The 15,266-nt window shown below is 69.2% G+C and carries 18 protein-coding genes; 15 read left to right on the top strand and 3 right to left on the bottom strand.

Translation table 11 applies throughout. The annotated features are described in order from the left end of the window. Positions 1-31: 31 nt before the first annotated feature. Complete coding sequence (locus KDH83_RS23815; protein WP_212320474.1) at positions 32-781, bottom strand: glutamine amidotransferase; 750 nt, start codon at positions 779-781, stop codon at positions 32-34. Between the two features lie 165 nt (positions 782-946). On the opposite strand from KDH83_RS23815, the gene KDH83_RS23810 reads away from it, so the two are divergent. The 3 genes from KDH83_RS23810 to KDH83_RS23800 all read left to right on the top strand — a co-directional run bounded on the left by KDH83_RS23810 (position 947) and on the right by KDH83_RS23800 (position 3,608). Continuing rightward, positions 947-1,384, top strand: a complete 438-nt coding sequence (locus tag KDH83_RS23810; protein WP_212320472.1) for an NfeD family protein — start codon at positions 947-949, stop codon at positions 1,382-1,384. Positions 1,385-1,465: 81 nt separating this feature from the next. Beyond that, entirely contained in the window at positions 1,466-2,392 is a 927-nt protein-coding gene (locus KDH83_RS23805; RefSeq protein WP_212320470.1) for a stomatin-like protein, read from the top strand. A gap of 25 nt (positions 2,393-2,417) precedes the next feature. After that, positions 2,418-3,608 carry a GGDEF domain-containing protein gene (locus tag KDH83_RS23800; protein ID WP_212320464.1) on the top strand — a complete coding sequence of 397 codons (1,191 nt, stop codon included), beginning with the start codon at positions 2,418-2,420 and terminating at the stop codon, positions 3,606-3,608. 31 nt (positions 3,609-3,639) lie between these two features. On the opposite strand, the gene smpB is transcribed toward KDH83_RS23800, so the two are convergent. Then, positions 3,640-4,134 (bottom strand): SsrA-binding protein SmpB, encoded by a 495-nt coding sequence (gene smpB / locus KDH83_RS23795; RefSeq protein WP_283093843.1) that lies wholly within the window; start codon positions 4,132-4,134, stop codon positions 3,640-3,642. Positions 4,135-4,262: 128 nt separating this feature from the next. Between smpB and KDH83_RS23790 the strand changes: the two genes are divergently transcribed. The 7 genes from KDH83_RS23790 to KDH83_RS23760 all read left to right on the top strand — a co-directional run bounded on the left by KDH83_RS23790 (position 4,263) and on the right by KDH83_RS23760 (position 9,721). Then, positions 4,263-4,697, top strand: a complete 435-nt coding sequence (locus KDH83_RS23790) for a type II toxin-antitoxin system RatA family toxin (protein ID WP_103274097.1) — start codon at positions 4,263-4,265, stop codon at positions 4,695-4,697. Next, positions 4,687-5,019: an RnfH family protein gene (locus KDH83_RS23785; RefSeq protein ID WP_212320462.1), complete on the top strand. Its 333-nt coding sequence runs from the start codon at positions 4,687-4,689 to the stop codon at positions 5,017-5,019. Before KDH83_RS23790 ends, KDH83_RS23785 begins: the two co-directional genes overlap by 11 nt. 221 nt (positions 5,020-5,240) lie before the next feature. Continuing rightward, positions 5,241-6,395, top strand: coding sequence for an acyl-CoA dehydrogenase family protein (locus KDH83_RS23780; protein WP_212320460.1), 1,155 nt, complete (start codon positions 5,241-5,243; stop codon positions 6,393-6,395). After that, positions 6,392-7,570, top strand: a complete 1,179-nt coding sequence (locus tag KDH83_RS23775) for an enoyl-CoA hydratase/isomerase family protein (RefSeq protein WP_212320458.1) — start codon at positions 6,392-6,394, stop codon at positions 7,568-7,570. The genes KDH83_RS23780 and KDH83_RS23775 overlap by 4 nt, the downstream gene beginning before the upstream one ends. A gap of 114 nt (positions 7,571-7,684) precedes the next feature. Continuing rightward, positions 7,685-8,572 carry a 3-hydroxyisobutyrate dehydrogenase gene (gene mmsB, locus KDH83_RS23770; RefSeq protein ID WP_212320456.1) on the top strand — a complete coding sequence of 296 codons (888 nt, stop codon included), beginning with the start codon at positions 7,685-7,687 and terminating at the stop codon, positions 8,570-8,572. Between the two features lie 13 nt (positions 8,573-8,585). Further along, the gene (locus KDH83_RS23765) at positions 8,586-9,008 is read left to right on the top strand and encodes a PaaI family thioesterase (protein ID WP_212320454.1); all 423 of its coding nucleotides are present in this window, start codon (positions 8,586-8,588) and stop codon (positions 9,006-9,008) included. Between the two features lie 23 nt (positions 9,009-9,031). Continuing rightward, entirely contained in the window at positions 9,032-9,721 is a 690-nt protein-coding gene (locus KDH83_RS23760) for a VIT family protein (protein WP_212320452.1), read from the top strand. A gap of 103 nt (positions 9,722-9,824) precedes the next feature. On the opposite strand, the gene KDH83_RS23755 is transcribed toward KDH83_RS23760, so the two are convergent. Further along, entirely contained in the window at positions 9,825-10,826 is a 1,002-nt protein-coding gene (locus KDH83_RS23755; RefSeq protein ID WP_212320450.1) for a folate-binding protein YgfZ, read from the bottom strand. A gap of 193 nt (positions 10,827-11,019) precedes the next feature. Here KDH83_RS23755 and mltG point away from each other — a divergent pair, with 193 nt between their 5' ends. The 5 genes from mltG to KDH83_RS23730 form a co-directional block, all read left to right on the top strand. After that, a complete protein-coding gene (gene mltG / locus KDH83_RS23750; RefSeq protein WP_212320448.1) occupies positions 11,020-12,192 on the top strand; it encodes an endolytic transglycosylase MltG in 1,173 nt (390 codons plus the stop codon). Beyond that, a complete protein-coding gene (gene tmk / locus KDH83_RS23745; RefSeq protein WP_212320447.1) occupies positions 12,189-12,812 on the top strand; it encodes a dTMP kinase in 624 nt (207 codons plus the stop codon). The genes mltG and tmk overlap by 4 nt, the downstream gene beginning before the upstream one ends. A 69-nt stretch (positions 12,813-12,881) precedes the next feature. Continuing rightward, positions 12,882-13,934 carry a DNA polymerase III subunit delta' gene (gene holB, locus KDH83_RS23740; protein WP_212320445.1) on the top strand — a complete coding sequence of 351 codons (1,053 nt, stop codon included), beginning with the start codon at positions 12,882-12,884 and terminating at the stop codon, positions 13,932-13,934. A gap of 87 nt (positions 13,935-14,021) precedes the next feature. After that, complete coding sequence (locus KDH83_RS23735) at positions 14,022-14,792, top strand: TatD family hydrolase (RefSeq protein WP_212320443.1); 771 nt, start codon at positions 14,022-14,024, stop codon at positions 14,790-14,792. A gap of 106 nt (positions 14,793-14,898) precedes the next feature. Then, on the top strand, positions 14,899-15,266 hold a 368-nt coding region (locus tag KDH83_RS23730), incomplete at its 3' end, for an ankyrin repeat domain-containing protein (RefSeq protein ID WP_249205301.1).

The following is a 15,266-nucleotide window of genomic DNA, read 5'->3' as shown; positions in this document are numbered from 1 at the left end:
GTGCCAAATGCCCGGCCGCCGCGCACTCCGCTTATTGCGGACGGCTGGCGGCGGGGGCGCAGAGATCCAGGAAGCGGCGCAGCAGCCCGCCGGCGACCGGCGTGGCGCGCACATTGGCGGCCAGGCCGGGCACGTCCAGGTTTTCCGCCATGTACTTGCGCTGGTAGCGTTCCAGGTGGGCGCGCACGAAGTCCGGGCCGAATTCGGGGTGGAACTGGGTCGAAAACACGTTCGGCCCGACGCGGAACATCTGGTGCGGATCCTGGTCGGACCGGGCCAGCACGGCCGCGCCCGGCGGCGGCTGAAGCACGGTCTGGGCATGCAGCATCTGGGCCGGGAAGCTGGCGGGCAGGCCGTCCAGCAACTGGTCGCCGGCCGCCGGCGGCAGCAGCTCCACGGTCTGGGTGCCCAGCTCGCTGCCGGTGGGGTTGTAGCCGACCTTGCCGCCCAGCGCGTGGGCCAGCAACTGGTGGCCGTAGCAGACGCCGAACATGGGCAGTCCGGCGGCGGCGGCCTCGCGCAGCCAGGCGGCGGTGTCCTCGCTCCAGGGCTCGCGGTCGGTGACCATGGCGGGCGAGCCGGTGATCAGGGCGGCCCGATAGTGTTGCGGGGCCCGGGGACGCGCGCCTTCATGCACCGGCACCGCCTCGACCTCGCCCGCTTCCAGGCCCGCCGCCAGGGCGATCTGCTCGGCATAGCTGCCGAACCGTTCTTTCAGGGAGGGTTCCGGATCGCCGGTGTGCAGGATCAGGACGGGTAGGGCGGGGGGCGTTGCGGTCATAGGTCCATATATTGAATACAGGCTGCCCGTGCGGGACAGCGTCTGCCATAGCCGCATCATAATCCAGCGGCAGACTGGGCACGGGCGATGGCGCGCACGCTGCGTCCCGGAAATACGTACAATCCGCTGGATATTGACATTCTTTCCTGAGGCGGACCGGACACTATGTGGATATGGCTGGGATTGGCCGCGCTGGCGCTCATTGGCGAACTGGCGACGGGAACGTTCTATTTGCTGCTGGTGGCGCTGGGCCTGGCGGGCGGCGGCGTGGCGGCCTGGCTGAACGCCGGCCTGGAATGGCAGCTGCTCGCCTGCGGCGCCGTGGTGCTGCTGGGGCTGGTGATCTTGCGCAAGACCCGCGTGCTGAAAAAGCGCGAGGTCGACGCGGCCAGCAATGCCGACGTCAACCTGGACATCGGCCAGATCGTGTCGGTGGAAGCCTGGTCCGATAACCGCACGGCCCGCGTCTGGTATCGCGGCGCTCACTGGCAGGCTGAACTGGCCGAGGGGCACGCGCCCCATGGCGGCGAGCATGTCATCACCGAATTGCGCGGCACGCGCCTGGTGCTCACGCCCAGGAACGCATCCGGCGGCGCGCGCTAGTCCCGGTCCGGCGGGGCCGGCCAGGGGCGCCTTGCGCGAGCGGGACGCCCAGGCAATCATCCAAGAAGAGGGATACACACCATGATCGAAACTTCCACCATCGTCCTCCTTGTCATCGTGGCGCTGGCGATCCTGATCGTCATCAAGGCGATCGCCATCGTGCCGCAGCAGCACGCCTGGGTCGTCGAACGCCTCGGCAAGTTCGACCGCGTGCTGTCGCCGGGCGCCGCCTTCGTCATCCCCTTCATCGAGCGCGTGGCCTACAAGCACTCGCTCAAGGAAATCCCGCTGGACGTGCCCAGCCAGGTCTGCATCACGCGCGACAACACCCAGCTGCAGGTCGACGGCGTGCTGTATTTCCAGGTCACGGACCCGATGCGCGCATCCTACGGCGCGTCGAACTACATCCTGGCGATCACGCAGTTGGCGCAGACCACGCTGCGTTCGGTCATCGGCAAGATGGAACTGGACCGTACCTTCGAAGAGCGCGACGCCATCAACAGCACCATCGTGTCTTCGCTGGACGAGGCCGCGCTGAACTGGGGCGTGAAGGTGCTGCGCTACGAGATCAAGGACCTGACGCCGCCCAATGAGATCCTGCGCTCGATGCAGGCGCAGATCACCGCCGAGCGCGAGAAGCGCGCGCTGATCGCCGCGTCCGAAGGCCGTCGTCAGGAACAGATCAACATCGCCACCGGCGAGCGCGAGGCCGCCATCGCCCGCTCCGAGGGCGAGAAGCAGGCCCAGATCAACCAGGCCCAGGGCGAGGCCGCCGCCGTGCTGGCCATCGCCGAAGCCACCGCCAAGGCGGTGACGCAGGTGGCCGAGGCCGTGCGCCAGCCCGGTGGCATGGAAGCCGTCAACCTGAAGGTGGCCGAGCGCTATGTCGAGGCCTTCGGCAACGTGGCCAAGCAGGGCAACACGCTGATCCTGCCGGCCAACCTGGCCGACGTGGGCGGCATGATTGCTTCGGCCATGACCATCGTCAAGGGCACCAAGACCGGCTGAAGACCCGCCCGCGGGCGCTTGCAAGATGATCGCTCCCGTCCATTTGCTATCGATCGCGGCGCTGGCGGGCTTGCTGTCCTTGTGCGTGCTGGGATCGCTGGCGCGCAGCGGCATGGCCGGCATCGGCGAGAGCATACGTGCCAACCTGCTGACGCTGGCGGCCTTCGGGGGCTTCGCCTTGCAGGTCACGGCCGCGCCGCTGTGGCTGTCGGTGCTGGCGCCCAACGCGCTGGTCGCGCTGGCGCTCTGCTGCTATTACACGGGCGTGCGGCGCATGATGGGGCGCACGGTGCCGCGGCGCCTGATGGCGCTGTCGGCGATCGCGGCGCTGCTGGCGGTCGCGGCGTATACCTATGTCGAACCGCGCATGGCGCTGCGCATCTCCGCCATGTCGCTGTTGCAGACGGGCTTCATGCTGGCCACGGCCGCGACGGTGCGCGGCGGCATGCCGCAAAATCGTTCGCGCTACGCCTATTGGTTCGTCTGGACGGTGGCCGCCGTGTCGGCGGCCGTGTGCGGGCTGCGCGCGCTGCTGTACATGACGGGCGTGGCGCACACCTGGGCGCTGCTTGAAGCCACCACCTGGAACGTCGTCTTCCTGACGCTGGGGCTGCTGACGCTGCCCTGCCTGATGCTGGGCACCATCATGATCATCCATGACCGCATGCTGGCCGAGCGCGAGCAGGAAGCGAACACGGATTTCCTGACCGGCCTCTTGTCGCGCAAGGCCTGGTGGCTGCAGGCCGAGCGCTATTGCGCCCAGGCCCTGCGCACGCGCCGGCCGCTGACCTTGCTGCTGCTGGACATCGACCATTTCAAGCGCATCAACGACCTGCACGGCCATGCCGTGGGCGACGCCGTGCTGAGGCACTTCGGCCTGCTGGCGATCGCCACGCTGCGTTCCAGCGACCATGCCGGCCGGGTCGGGGGCGAGGAGTTCGCGGTGATGTTTCCCGACTCGCGCGGCGAGGCGGTGATGGAGGTGGCGGGGCGCCTGCTGGAATCGGTGCGGCGCACGCCTTGCGGCCATGGCGGAGGCGCGATCTCGTATACGTTCAGCGCGGGCGTGGCCGAGTGGATCCCGGGCGAAAACCTGCAATCGCTGTTCGAGCGCGCCGACCGCAAGCTGTACGCGTCGAAGGCCGCCGGGCGCAACCGCATCAGCGGGCCGGGCGTCGAAGCCGAGCCGGCCGAGCGCGCGGCGATCACGGCCTGAGCGGGGCCGGGCCTGGGGCCGGCAAGCGCTGCTAGTTGTCCTTGCGGCGCGTGTCGTGCTTCATCAGCCGCTCTTTCTCGCGCTGCCAGTCCTTCTCGCGCGAGGTGTCGCGCTTGTCGTAGAGCTTCTTGCCGCGGCCGAGCGCGAAGTCCAGCTTGATGCGGCCGTTCTTGTAGTGCAGGTTCAGCGGCACCAGCGTGTAGCCGCGTTGCTCGACCTTGCCGATCAGCTTGCTGATTTCCTCGGCCTTGAGCAGCAGCTTGCGCGTGCGCATGGCATCGGGATGGATGTGGGTCGAGGCCGTGGGCAGGGGGCTGACGTGCATGCCCAGCAGGAACAGCTCGCCGTCGCGCACGATGACATAGCTTTCCTTGAGCTGCACGCGGCCGTCGCGGATCGCCTTGACTTCCCAGCCCTGCAGGACCAGGCCGGCCTCGTAGCGGTCCTCGATGAAATAGTCGTGCGTGGCCTTGCGGTTATCGATAATGCTCATAAAGCCTGTTCTGTTCTTCCCCCTGGCAAGCAGGAGTGGGTCTTTGCTCTGGGGTGTATCACCGGAGTGCGCAGCAGTGCCCGCGCCGCAATTCCGCCCGGGGTTGGGATGGACGCGCGGGACCGGTAAAATCTTGTCATTCTAGCCATTTGCGATAGTCGATGCACAAAGTACAACGATCCGTCCTGGTGCCCTACAGCGCCGCCCAGATGTTCGATCTGGTCGCGGACGTGGAAAAGTACCCGGAATTCATGCCCTGGTGCGGCGGCGCCGAGGTCCAGACCCGCGACGAGCACGGCATGCAGGCCTCCATACTGATCAGCTTCGCGGGCATGAAGCAGCGCTTCACCACGCGCAACACGCACGTCTATCCCGACCGCATCGACCTGCGGCTGGTGGACGGCCCGTTCTCCAGCCTGGTCGGCCACTGGGAATTCCAGCCGCTGGCGGAAGACGCCTGCAAGGTGCTGTTCACCATGGAATACGCGTTCTCGAACCGGGCGCTGGAAATGGTGGTGGGGCCGGTGTTCAACCGCATCGCCACCAGCTTCATCGATTCCTTCACCAAGCGCGCGCAGGCCAAGTATGGCGAATGAGGATATCGGCGTCAGCGTTTGCCACGCGCTGCCGGACCAGGTCTGGACGCGGGTGCTGCGCCTGCCGGCCGGCGCCACGGCGGCCGAGGCCATCGCGGCCAGCGGGTTCGCCGCCGATTTTCCCCGTAACGACCCTTGGCAGGCCGGCGTGGGTGTGTTCGGGCGCGCGGTCAAGCCGGATACGGCCCTGAACGACGGCGACCGCCTGGAAATCTACCGTGGCCTGACCTTCGACCCGAAGGAGTCGCGTCGCCGCCGGGCCGAGCACCGGCGCGCGCGGACGGCCCGGAACGGACGCGAACGGCCCGCCGGGCTGCTCTAATGCCAGGGCGTCGTCGCGGCGCTGCCGGCACATTGTCGCTGCCGAGACAAATCCCGCCCGCGCTTCGGGCGTAACATGAACCCCGGTTGGGCGCCTCGCAGCGCCGTCAGGCGTGTTTGCCCTTACGTTTACGTCAACGTCATGTCAAAATCGACGGGCTGACGTTCACGAGACGGCAGCGATGCCGACAGACAATACTCATACCACCGGGAGACTAGGCTGTGGACTTGGAACTGACCGACGAGCAGCGCGCGTTCGCGCAGGCGGCGCGCGACTACGCGCAAGGCGAGCTGGCGCCCCACGCGGCGCACTGGGACGCCGAGGGCATATTCCCGCGCGAAGCGTTCGCGCGGGCGGGCGAGATGGGCTTTTGTGGCATCTACGCCAGTGAAGAGATCGGCGGCCTGGGCCTGCCGCGCCTGGACGCCACGCTGGTGTTCGAGGAAATGGCGGCGGTGGATCCGTCGACCACGGCCTTCCTGACCATCCACAACATGGCCACCTGGATGGTGGGCCATTGGGGCCAGCCCGCGCTGCGCGAGGAATGGGGCCCGCAACTGGCCAGCGGCGAGAAGCTGGCTTCGTACTGCCTGACCGAACCGGGCGCCGGCTCCGACGCTGCCTCGCTGTCGACCCGCGCGCAGCGCCAGGGTGGCGACTACATCGTCAACGGCGCCAAGGCCTTCATCTCGGGCGGCGGCGATACCAACCTGTTGATCGTGATGGCGCGCACCGGCGGCGAGGGCGCGGCCGGCATCAGCGCCTTCGCCATTCCCGCCGACAGCGCCGGCATCAGCTATGGCCGCAAGGAAGAAAAGATGGGCTGGAACAGCCAGTCCACCCGGCCCATCGTGTTCGAGAACGTGCGCGTGCCGGCCGCCAACATGCTGGGCAACGAGGGCGACGGCTTCAAGATCGCCATGAAGGGCCTGGACGGCGGCCGCATCAACATCGGCACCTGCTCGGTCGGCGCGGCCCAGGGTGCGCTGGACGCGGCCCGGCGCTACATGGACGAGCGCCGCCAGTTCAACCGCCGCCTGGCGGAATTCCAGGCGCTGCAATTCAAGCTGGCCGACATGGCCACCCACCTCGTGGCCGCGCGCCAGATGGTGCGCCTGGCCGCCTGCAAGCTGGACGGCGGCGCGCCCGACGCGGCCACCTACTGCGCCATGGCCAAGCGCTTCGCGACCGACATGGGTTTCCAGATCTGCCTGGATGCGCAACAGATACACGGCGGCTACGGCTACCTGCGGGACTATCCCTTGGAGCGTCTGGTGCGCGATACTCGCGTACATCAGATTCTGGAGGGGACGAATGAGATCATGCGCGTGATCATCGCCCGCCAATTGTTGGAAAAAGGAGCCGACATACGATGACTGCACCGGTGTTGTTTGAAGAAAGGGCCGCTGCCAATGGCATGCGTTTCGGGATCGCGACGCTGAATTCGCCGCAGACCCTGAACGGCCTGTCGCTGGAAATGGTGGAACTGCTGGCCGCGCGCCTGGATGCCTGGGCGCGCGATCCCGGCGTGGCCCTGGTGGTGTTGCAAGGCGCGGGCGAGAAGGCGTTCTGCGCCGGCGGCGACCTGCACGGGCTGTACCGCAGCATGACCGAGAACGCCGGCAAGGGGCCGTGGGCCAACGCCTATGCGCGGCGCTTCTTCGAGCTGGAATACCGGCTGGACTATCGCATCCACACCTATCCCAAGCCCGTGCTGTGCTGGGGCCATGGCATCGTCATGGGCGGCGGCATCGGGCTCATGATGGGCGCAAGCCACCGCGTGGTGAGCGAGGCCTCGCGCCTGGCCATGCCGGAGGTGAGCATCGGCCTGTTCCCGGACGTCGGCGGCAGCTGGCTGCTCAATCGCATGCCCGGCCGCATCGGCATGTTCCTGGCGCTGACTGGCGCGCAGCTGAACACGGCCGATGCCTTCTTCGCCGGCCTGGCCGACTTCCGCCTGGACCACGCCGACTGGCCCAAGCTGCTGGAATCGCTGCAAGAGCAGCCCTGGGCCGGGCAGGCGCAGGCCGCGCCGGACAGCGACGCGATCCCCCCGCGTTCCATCAACGACGGCCTGCTGCGGCGCGCGCTGACGGCGCTGGAGCCGCAGACGCCGATGGACGCTGGCCATCTGCGCCAGCATTCCTTCCTGATCAACAACCTGTGCAGCGGCAACCGCCTCGACGACATCTACGAGGAACTGGCGGCGCTGAAGGACCACGACGATCCCTGGCTGGCGCGCGCCGCGTCCACCATGCTGGCCGGCTCGCCCGGCTCGGTCCGCCTGTCGTTCGCGCTGCAGCAGCGCATGCGGCTGCGCTCGCTCGACGACGTGTTCCGCGCCGAGTACATCGCCGCGCTGGCCTGCGCCGCGCATGGCGATTTCGCCGAGGGCATCCGCGCGCTGCTGATCGACAAGGACAAGCGGCCGCGCTGGAATCCGGCGGTGCTGGACGTGGCCACGGACGCCTGGGTGCAGAAGTTCTTCGACGAACCCTGGCCCGAGGGCCAGCCGCATCCGCTGGACGACCTGGGCAAGCAAGGACGCTAGCGCCCGGCTGGCCGCGTCCCCGCGACGCGGCCAGCCGGCGGCAAGGCACGAGGCATTGAACGATTTCCCCCTACAAGCATCAGCAATAGCAAAAGCAACAGGAGACAGGACATCATGAGCAGCATCGCGTTTATCGGCCTGGGCAATATGGGCGCGCCCATGGCGCTGAATCTGGTCAAGGCCGGCCACAGCCTGACGGTGTACGATCTGGCGCCCGCCGCCGTCAAGACGCTGACCGACGCCGGCGCCAAGGCGGCCGCGTCGGCCGCCGACGCCGTGCAGGGCGCCGAAGTCGTCATCTCGATGCTGCCCGCCAGCAAGCACGTGGAAGGGCTGTACCTGGGCGAGGACCTGCTGGGCAAGATTCCGGCCAGCGCGCTGGTCATCGAGTGCAGCACCATCGCGCCGGACTCGGCCCGCAAGGTGGCGCAGGCCGCCGAGGCGCGCGGCATCGCCATGATCGACGCGCCCGTGTCGGGCGGCACCGGCGGCGCGGCCGCCGGCACGCTGACCTTCATCGTCGGCGGCCTGCCCGCCGCGCTGGAGCGCGCCCGTCCGGTGCTGGAAAAGATGGGCAAGAACATCTTCCACGCCGGCGCCGCGGGCGCGGGCCAGGTCGCCAAGATCTGCAACAACATGCTGCTCGGCATCCTGATGGCCGGCACCTCCGAGGCGCTGGCGCTGGGCGTGGCCAATGGCCTGGATCCCAAGGTGCTGTCGGACATCATCGCCAAGAGCTCGGGCCGCAACTGGGCCACCGAACTCTACAACCCCTGGCCCGGCGTGATGGAACACGCGCCCGCGTCCAAGGGCTACGCCGGCGGCTTCGGCGTGGACCTGATGCTCAAGGACCTGGGCCTGGCGGCCGAGGCCGCGCTGGCGGCGCGCGCCTCGATCCCGCTGGGCGAGCTGGCGCGCAACCTGTATTCGCTGCACAGCGCCGGCGGCTCGGGCAAGCTGGATTTCTCCAGCATCGTCAATCTGCTCAAGCGCGAGGACTGAGGTGAGCGCCGGCATGCAGCTGGCCGACCCGCTTGAGCGGGTCCGCGCCAGCTTCGAACGGCAGGGCATCATGCGCCTGCTGGGCGCCGAACTGGGCCTGGTCGAGCCGGGCAGGGTGGAGATCACGCTGCCGTATCGCGCCGACCTGTGCCAGCAGAACGGCTATCTGCATGCGGGCATTTCCACCACCATCGCCGACACGGCCGGCGGCTACGCCGCCTACAGCCTGTTCGAGCCGGGCCAGGATGTGCTGACTTCCGAGTTCAAGATGAACTTCCTGGCCCCGGCCAGGGGCGAGCGCTACACGGCCACCGGCCGCGTGGTCAAGCCGGGCCGGCGCCTGTCCATCTGCCAGGTCGAAGTCCATGCGCACGCGCAAGACCAGGCCACGCTCTGCGTGATAGGCTTGCTGACCGCTGTGAGAGTAGAGCGGTAGACCCGCCACTCCATGAGCAAACCATGCCTGCAAAAGAGCATCACCGGATTTTCCGCAGCAACTGGCTGCGCGCGGCGGTATTGGGCGCGAACGACGGCATCGTGTCCACCGCCAGCCTGATCACCGGGGTGGCGGCGGCGCAGGCCGCGCATGGCGCCATCCTGACTTCGGGGCTGGCCGGCCTGGTGGCCGGCTCCCTGTCGATGGCGGCCGGCGAATACGTGTCCGTGCGTTCGCAGGCCGATACCGAGGCGGCCGACCTGCGGCTTGAACAGCGCTCGCTCAAGCGCAATTCCGGCGAGGAACTGGCTGAACTGACCGAGATCTATGTGCAGCGCGGGCTGTCGCCGGAACTGGCGGCGCAGGTCGCCAGCCAGCTGACGCGGCACGATGCGCTGGACGCGCACGCGCGCGACGAACTGGGCATCCTGCTGCACAACCGCGCCCGTCCGGTGCAGGCGGCCGTTGCGTCGGCGGCCTGTTTCGCGGGCGGCGCGGCCTTGCCCCTGGCGGTGGCGGCGGTCACACCGACCGGACCGTTGATCTGGACCGTGACGGGCGCGTCCATCGCCTGTCTGGCCGCGCTGGGTGCGCTGGCTGCCGGCGCCGGCGGCGCGCCCAAGGGGCCGGCCGCCTTGCGCGTCACGATCCTGGGCGCGCTGGCCATGGCGGTCACGGCCGGCGTGGGCGCCTTGTTCGGCGTGGCTGTGTAGCGCCCCTTGCACGGATCGGGACGCAGGCGCGTGCCAACGGGCGCGCGCCAGCAGGCACGCCTGCGCGGCAGGCGTCCGGCAAGCGCTCGCTTGGAACGCGCGTTTACTCGGGCTGAATGGAGTAGGGCAGCGGCGCGACCGCGATGCGCGGGCCGTCGGCCGCGCCCAGGCGCAGGTCGCCGGGCAGCGCGGCCAGCGCGATCTCGAACAAGGCGCTGACCGAGCCGGCATGGCGCGCCGCGTCGATCACGCGGCCCACGGGTTCGTCCGGCTGCGCGGCGTCATACACATCGACGTTCGCCAGCGCGCCTTCCTGGGCGCCGGCCTCGACGCGGCCGTAGGCCATGCGGCGCTTGACCGTGCCACGGTAGTGGCTGCGCGCCACCACTTCCTGGCCGGGATAGCAGCCCTTGGTGAAGCTCACGCCCTGGATCAGTTCCAGGTTGACGGTCTGCGGAATGAACAGGTCCTGGGTGGCGGCGCCGATCCAGGGGATGCCGGCGGCCAGGTCGGCCGCGCGCCAGGCGTCGGCGTCCGTCCGCGTCAGCGCGCCGGCCAGGGCGGAGGCGCCGGCCAGTTGCGCGTCCGAGGCGATCCACCACCAGCGCCGTTCGCCGGCTGCCGAGGGCGCGGCGATCCAGGTGCCCGACGGCAGCTCGGCGCGTTCCCAGGTCTGGCGCGGCAGCGGGCCGGCGGCGGCTTCGAGCGCGGCCAGCTGGGCGTCGTCGGCGGCGCGCACGCCGCAGGCGTGCAGCGCGGTCGCGGCCAGCTTGGCCTTGGCGCGCAGCACGAACATGGACAGGCGCTTGAGCAAGGCTTGCGACAGATCCTGGCGCAGCAGCGCGTACAACTGCGGCGCCTCATCGCCGGCGCCCGGGGCGGCGCGCCACATCAGCAGCGTGGCCAGCAGCCGGCCCTTGGCGGTGCAGTAGCCGGCCAGGCGGGCGGCGTCGGCCGGCAGGCCGGTGACGTCCTGGGTCAGCTGGCCGTGCAGGAAAGTCAGCGCATCGGCGCCCGAGGCGGAAATGACCAGGAAATCGTCCAGCGGCGCGCAGGCGGCGCAACCTTCGGCGTTGGACGGAATCGAAGCTAGGAAATCGTGCATGGCGGCGTGTCTTGTGGCGGCCCGCGCAGGATGGGGCCGCATCGCATCTTCAAAGATCCGATGATAGCCGTCTTCGGCGCGGGTCCAGGCCAATCCCTCGCGCCGTTCAGGGGCGTGTCGCCCGCGTCACGTACCATTCTGTCCCGATTTCCAGCGTCGGACCCGCGCGCGATCCATTAAACTTCCGGAACTTATGAAGAAGCGACTCCGTTCTTATTTCCTGTGGTCCCTGCTGCTCCTGGTGCTGGCCGCCGGGGCGGCCGTTGGCGGCGCCTGGCATTGGATGCACCGGCCCATGCAGCTCAAGGCCGACAGGATCGATTTCGTGGTGGATCCGGGCAGCAGCCCGCGCACGGTCGCGCGCGCGCTGAACGCGGCCGGCGTGCCGGTCTGGGAGCCGGGTTTCGTCTGGATGGCGCGCCTGTCCGAGCAGGACAAGCTGATCAAGGCGGGCGGCTATCAGGCCATCAACGGCGATTCGCCGTGGCAGCTGCTGGAACGCATGGCGCGTGGCGACATGAGCCAGCGCCAGATCACCTTCCTGGAAGGCTGGACCTTCCGCCAGATCCGCCAGGCGCTGCGCGAGCATCCGGACGTCAAGCAGACCCTGGGCGACATCAGCGACGAGGACCTGATGGCGCGGCTGGGCTCGGACATCAAGCATCCCGAAGGCCTGTTCTTCCCCGACACCTATATCTTCACGCCCGGCAGCACCGACTACGACCTGCTGCGCCGCGCCTACCAGGAAGGCCAGCGCATCCTGGACGACACCTGGTCCAAGCGCCAGGCCGACCTGCCCATGGCCACGCCCTACGAGGCGCTGGTGATGGCGTCCATCATCGAAAAGGAAACCGGCCACGGACCCGACCGCCGGCGCGTCTCGGGCGTGTTCGCCAACCGCCTGAAGATCGGCATGCTGCTGCAGACCGATCCCACCGTGATCTACGGCATGGGCGACGCCTACCAGGGCCGCATCCGCAAGCGCGACCTGCAGACCGACACGCCCTGGAATACCTATACCCGGCCCGGCCTGCCGCCCACGCCGATCGCGGCGGCCGGCCGCGCGGCGCTGCTGGCCGCGGTGCAGCCGGAACAGCACAAGTACCTGTTCTTCGTGTCCAAGGGCAATGGCACCAGCGAATTCTCGGTCAACCTGAACGAGCACAACCGCAACGTGTCGCGCTACATCCTGGGCCAGGGACAGCAGGCGCAGCCCTCGCGGCCGGCGCAGGCCGCGCGGCCCGCCCAGCCGGCGGAGCCGCAGTCGCCGCAACAGGCGGCGCAGCCGCAATCAGCGCCGCAGCAGCCGGCCCAACAGCCGGCCCAACAGCCGGCGCAACCGGAACAACAAGGACAAGACGAATGACCTCGCGCGGACGTTTCATCACGCTGGAAGGCGTCGACGGGGCAGGCAAGAGCACCCACACCGGCTGGATCGCCGATTTCCTGCGCGCGCAGGGCCTGGAAGTGGTCGCCACGCGCGAGCCCGGCGGCACGCCGCTGGGCGAGAAGCTGCGCGCCCTGGTGCTGAACGACCCGATGGGCCTGGACACCGAGACGCTGCTGATGTTCGCCGCCCGCTGCGAGCACGCGCGCCAGGTGATCGAGCCGGCGCTGGCGCGTGGCGCCTGGGTGGTCTGCGACCGCTATACCGACGCCAGCTATGCCTACCAGGGCGGCGGTCGCGGCCTGGGCGCCGAGCGCGTGGCCGCGCTGGAGGCCTGGATGCAGGCGGGCCAGCCCGACCGCACCTGGCTGTTCGACGTGCCGCTGGAAGTGGCGCGCCAGCGCCTGGCTGACGCGCGCGAACCGGACCGCTTCGAGCGCGAGGGCGCGGCCTTCTTCGAGCGCACCCGCGCGGCCTACCATGCACGCGCCAAGGCGGACCCGAACCGCATCCACGTGATCGATTCCACCCGTTCCATACCCGAGATCCGGGCCGAGCTGGAAGCCGGCCTGCAGGCCTTGATCGAAGGGCGCGCATGACGCGCTTCGTCCATCCGCAGGTGCCCGCATGAGAACTGGCATCGGCTCCGTGAATAGGAGGCTAGCCCAGTGAGCGCGCCGCAATTCCTGCCCTGGCAGCTCGAGACCGCCCGCAACTGGCTGGGCAATCGCGAGCGCTTCGCCCACGCCTGGCTGGTGCACGGCCTGGCCGGCATCGGCAAGCTGGACTTCGCCGTGGCCGCCGCCGCCAGCCTGCTCTGCGAGACGCCGCAGGACGGCCTGGCCTGCGGCCATTGCGCGGCCTGCGCCTGGTTCGCCAGCGGCAACCATCCCGACCTGCGCCGCATCCGTCCCGAAGCCATCGCGGTGGAAGAGGGCGCCGAGGCCGCCGAACAGGCCGAGGACGCCGAGCCCGTGGCCGGCAGCGCGTCCAAGCGCGCGCCATCCAAGGAAATCCGCATCGACCAGATCCGCGCGCTGGAATCCTGGTTCAATACCGCCACCCATCGGGGTGGCTGGCGCGTGGCGCTGCTGTATCCGGCCCATGCGCTGAACGTGGTCTCGGCCAACGCGCTGCTCAAGGTGCTGGAAGAGCCGCCGCCGCACACGGTGTTCCTGCTGGTGGCGGACGCGCCGGACCGGCTGCTGCCGACCCTGGTGTCGCGCTGCCGCCGCCTGCCCCTGCCGGCGCCCGATGCCGACACCGCCCTGCAATGGCTGCGCGCGCAGAACGTCGAACCCGCCCGCGAATGGCTGGCTGCCGGCGGCGGCGCGCCGCTGGCCGCCCTGCGCCTGGCGCAGAGCGGCGAGGCCGCCTGTCCGCCGTGGCTGGGCCAGATGGTCGCGCCGCTGGCGCAGGGCCAGTCGCCTGACGTGGGCACGCTGGCCGAGGCGCTGGAGAAAGTGCCGGCGACCGACTGGATCGATGCGCTGCAACGTTTCTATACCGACCTGATGCTGGCCGCCGCCGGCGCGCCGGTGCGCTACTTCCCCGCGCTGGGCGCGGGCGTGGCGCAAGTGGCCGCGCGCGCGCGGCCGGCCCGCGTGGCCGAAGCCGCGCGCTGGCTGACGCGCCAGCGCGCGCTGGCCACGCACCCCTTGAACGCCAAGCTTTTCGCCCACTCCGCGCTGCAGCGCGTGGTGCTATCCTGCCTGGCGTAGTCCCGCGCCGCCCGTCGCCCGCGGCCCGCACGAGCGCGGCGCCGGCCAGGGTCAGAGCCAGGGGCGGCGCCCGCAACCCGGATTTCCATGTACGTCGATTCCCACTGCCATCTGAATTTCCCCGAACTGGCCGCCGACCTGCCCGCCATCCTGGAGCGCATGGCCGCCAACCAGGTGACGCACGCGCTGGTGGTCAGCGTCAACATGCCCGAATGGCCCGGCCTGATGGCGCTGGTCGAGCCGCACGCCCATCTGTGGGCGTCGGTGGGCGTGCATCCGGACTATGAAGACACGCCGGACCCCTCGGTGGAAGAGCTGGCGCGCCTGTCGGCCCACCCCCGCGTGGTCGCCATCGGCGAGACCGGGCTGGACTACTACCGGCTGTCCGAGCCGCTGGACTGGCAGCGCGAGCGCTTCCGCCGCCATATCCGCGCGGCGCGCGAGACCGGCCTGCCGCTGATCGTGCACACGCGCGCCTCGGCCGAGGACACGGTGCGCGTGCTGCGCGAGGAAAACGCCAGCGAAGTCGGCGGCGTGATGCACTGCTTCACCGAGAACTGGGAGGTCGCGCAGGCGGCGCTGGACCAGAATTTTTATATCTCGCTGTCCGGCATCGTCACCTTCAAGAATGCCCAGATCGTGCACGAGGTCGCCGCCAAGGTGCCGCTGGACCGGCTGCTGATCGAAACGGATTCGCCGTACCTGGCGCCGGTGCCGTACCGTGGCAAGCTGAACGACCCGTCCAAGGTGATCCATGTCGCCGAGAAGATCGCCGACCTGCGCGGCATCACCGTGGCCGAGGTGGCGCGCGCGTCAACCGATAATTTCTTTAATCTTTTCAAAAAGATAAAGAAATAAATTAAGAAAATAGTTTAAGTTGAATCGCGAGGTTCCCATGCAGATCGCCCGCCGTCCGTCGCCCGTCCGAGGCTCGTTCCCGTCCGCCCGCAAGGCGCTGGCAGCCATGGCGATGGCGCTGGCGGCCCACGCGGCGCAGGCCGCCAATCCGAACGACTGGTGGGTTTACCTGGCCAACGACTACGCCGACGACATCAAGGATGTGCTGGCGCAGGGGGCCGATCCCAATGTCCGCTTCCAGAATGGCCAGCCGGCGCTGATGCGCGCGGTGGTGGCCGGCGCCTGGAACGTGTTCGACGCGATTGCCGCCGACCGCCGCACTGACGTGAACGCCGAGAATCCGGCGGGCGAGACCCCGCTGATGTACCTGGCGATCGCGGGCCAGACCGACCGGGCGCGCGCGCTCATCGCCCGCGGCGCCCAGATCAACCGCCTGGGCTGGACGCCGCTGCACTATGCCGCGTCCAAGGGCCA

Origin of the sequence: Achromobacter sp. Marseille-Q0513, assembly GCF_018195695.1 — a bacterium.
Lineage (GTDB): Bacteria > Pseudomonadota > Gammaproteobacteria > Burkholderiales > Burkholderiaceae_B > Achromobacter.
The sequence above is the reverse complement of the archived record's forward strand: the minus strand, read 5'-3'. Positions and strand labels throughout refer to the sequence as shown.

Excerpts from the sequence above, each read along its gene's own strand:
- KDH83_RS23810 (WP_212320472.1), top strand. The coding sequence starts at position 947 with ATGTGGATATGGCTGGGATTGGCCGCGCTGGCGCTCATTGGCGAACTG.
- KDH83_RS23815 (WP_212320474.1), bottom strand. The coding sequence starts at position 781 with ATGACCGCAACGCCCCCCGCCCTACCCGTCCTGATCCTGCACACCGGC.
- mmsB (WP_212320456.1), top strand. The coding sequence starts at position 7,685 with ATGAGCAGCATCGCGTTTATCGGCCTGGGCAATATGGGCGCGCCCATG.
- KDH83_RS23805 (WP_212320470.1), top strand. The coding sequence starts at position 1,466 with ATGATCGAAACTTCCACCATCGTCCTCCTTGTCATCGTGGCGCTGGCG.
- KDH83_RS23755 (WP_212320450.1), bottom strand. The coding sequence starts at position 10,826 with ATGCACGATTTCCTAGCTTCGATTCCGTCCAACGCCGAAGGTTGCGCC.
- mltG (WP_212320448.1), top strand. The coding sequence starts at position 11,020 with ATGAAGAAGCGACTCCGTTCTTATTTCCTGTGGTCCCTGCTGCTCCTG.
- KDH83_RS23735 (WP_212320443.1), top strand. The coding sequence starts at position 14,022 with ATGTACGTCGATTCCCACTGCCATCTGAATTTCCCCGAACTGGCCGCC.
- KDH83_RS23775 (WP_212320458.1), top strand. The coding sequence starts at position 6,392 with ATGACTGCACCGGTGTTGTTTGAAGAAAGGGCCGCTGCCAATGGCATG.
- KDH83_RS23765 (WP_212320454.1), top strand. The coding sequence starts at position 8,586 with ATGCAGCTGGCCGACCCGCTTGAGCGGGTCCGCGCCAGCTTCGAACGG.
- KDH83_RS23800 (WP_212320464.1), top strand. The coding sequence starts at position 2,418 with ATGATCGCTCCCGTCCATTTGCTATCGATCGCGGCGCTGGCGGGCTTG.
- KDH83_RS23790 (WP_103274097.1), top strand. The coding sequence starts at position 4,263 with ATGCACAAAGTACAACGATCCGTCCTGGTGCCCTACAGCGCCGCCCAG.
- KDH83_RS23785 (WP_212320462.1), top strand. The coding sequence starts at position 4,687 with ATGGCGAATGAGGATATCGGCGTCAGCGTTTGCCACGCGCTGCCGGAC.
- tmk (WP_212320447.1), top strand. The coding sequence starts at position 12,189 with ATGACCTCGCGCGGACGTTTCATCACGCTGGAAGGCGTCGACGGGGCA.
- KDH83_RS23760 (WP_212320452.1), top strand. The coding sequence starts at position 9,032 with ATGCCTGCAAAAGAGCATCACCGGATTTTCCGCAGCAACTGGCTGCGC.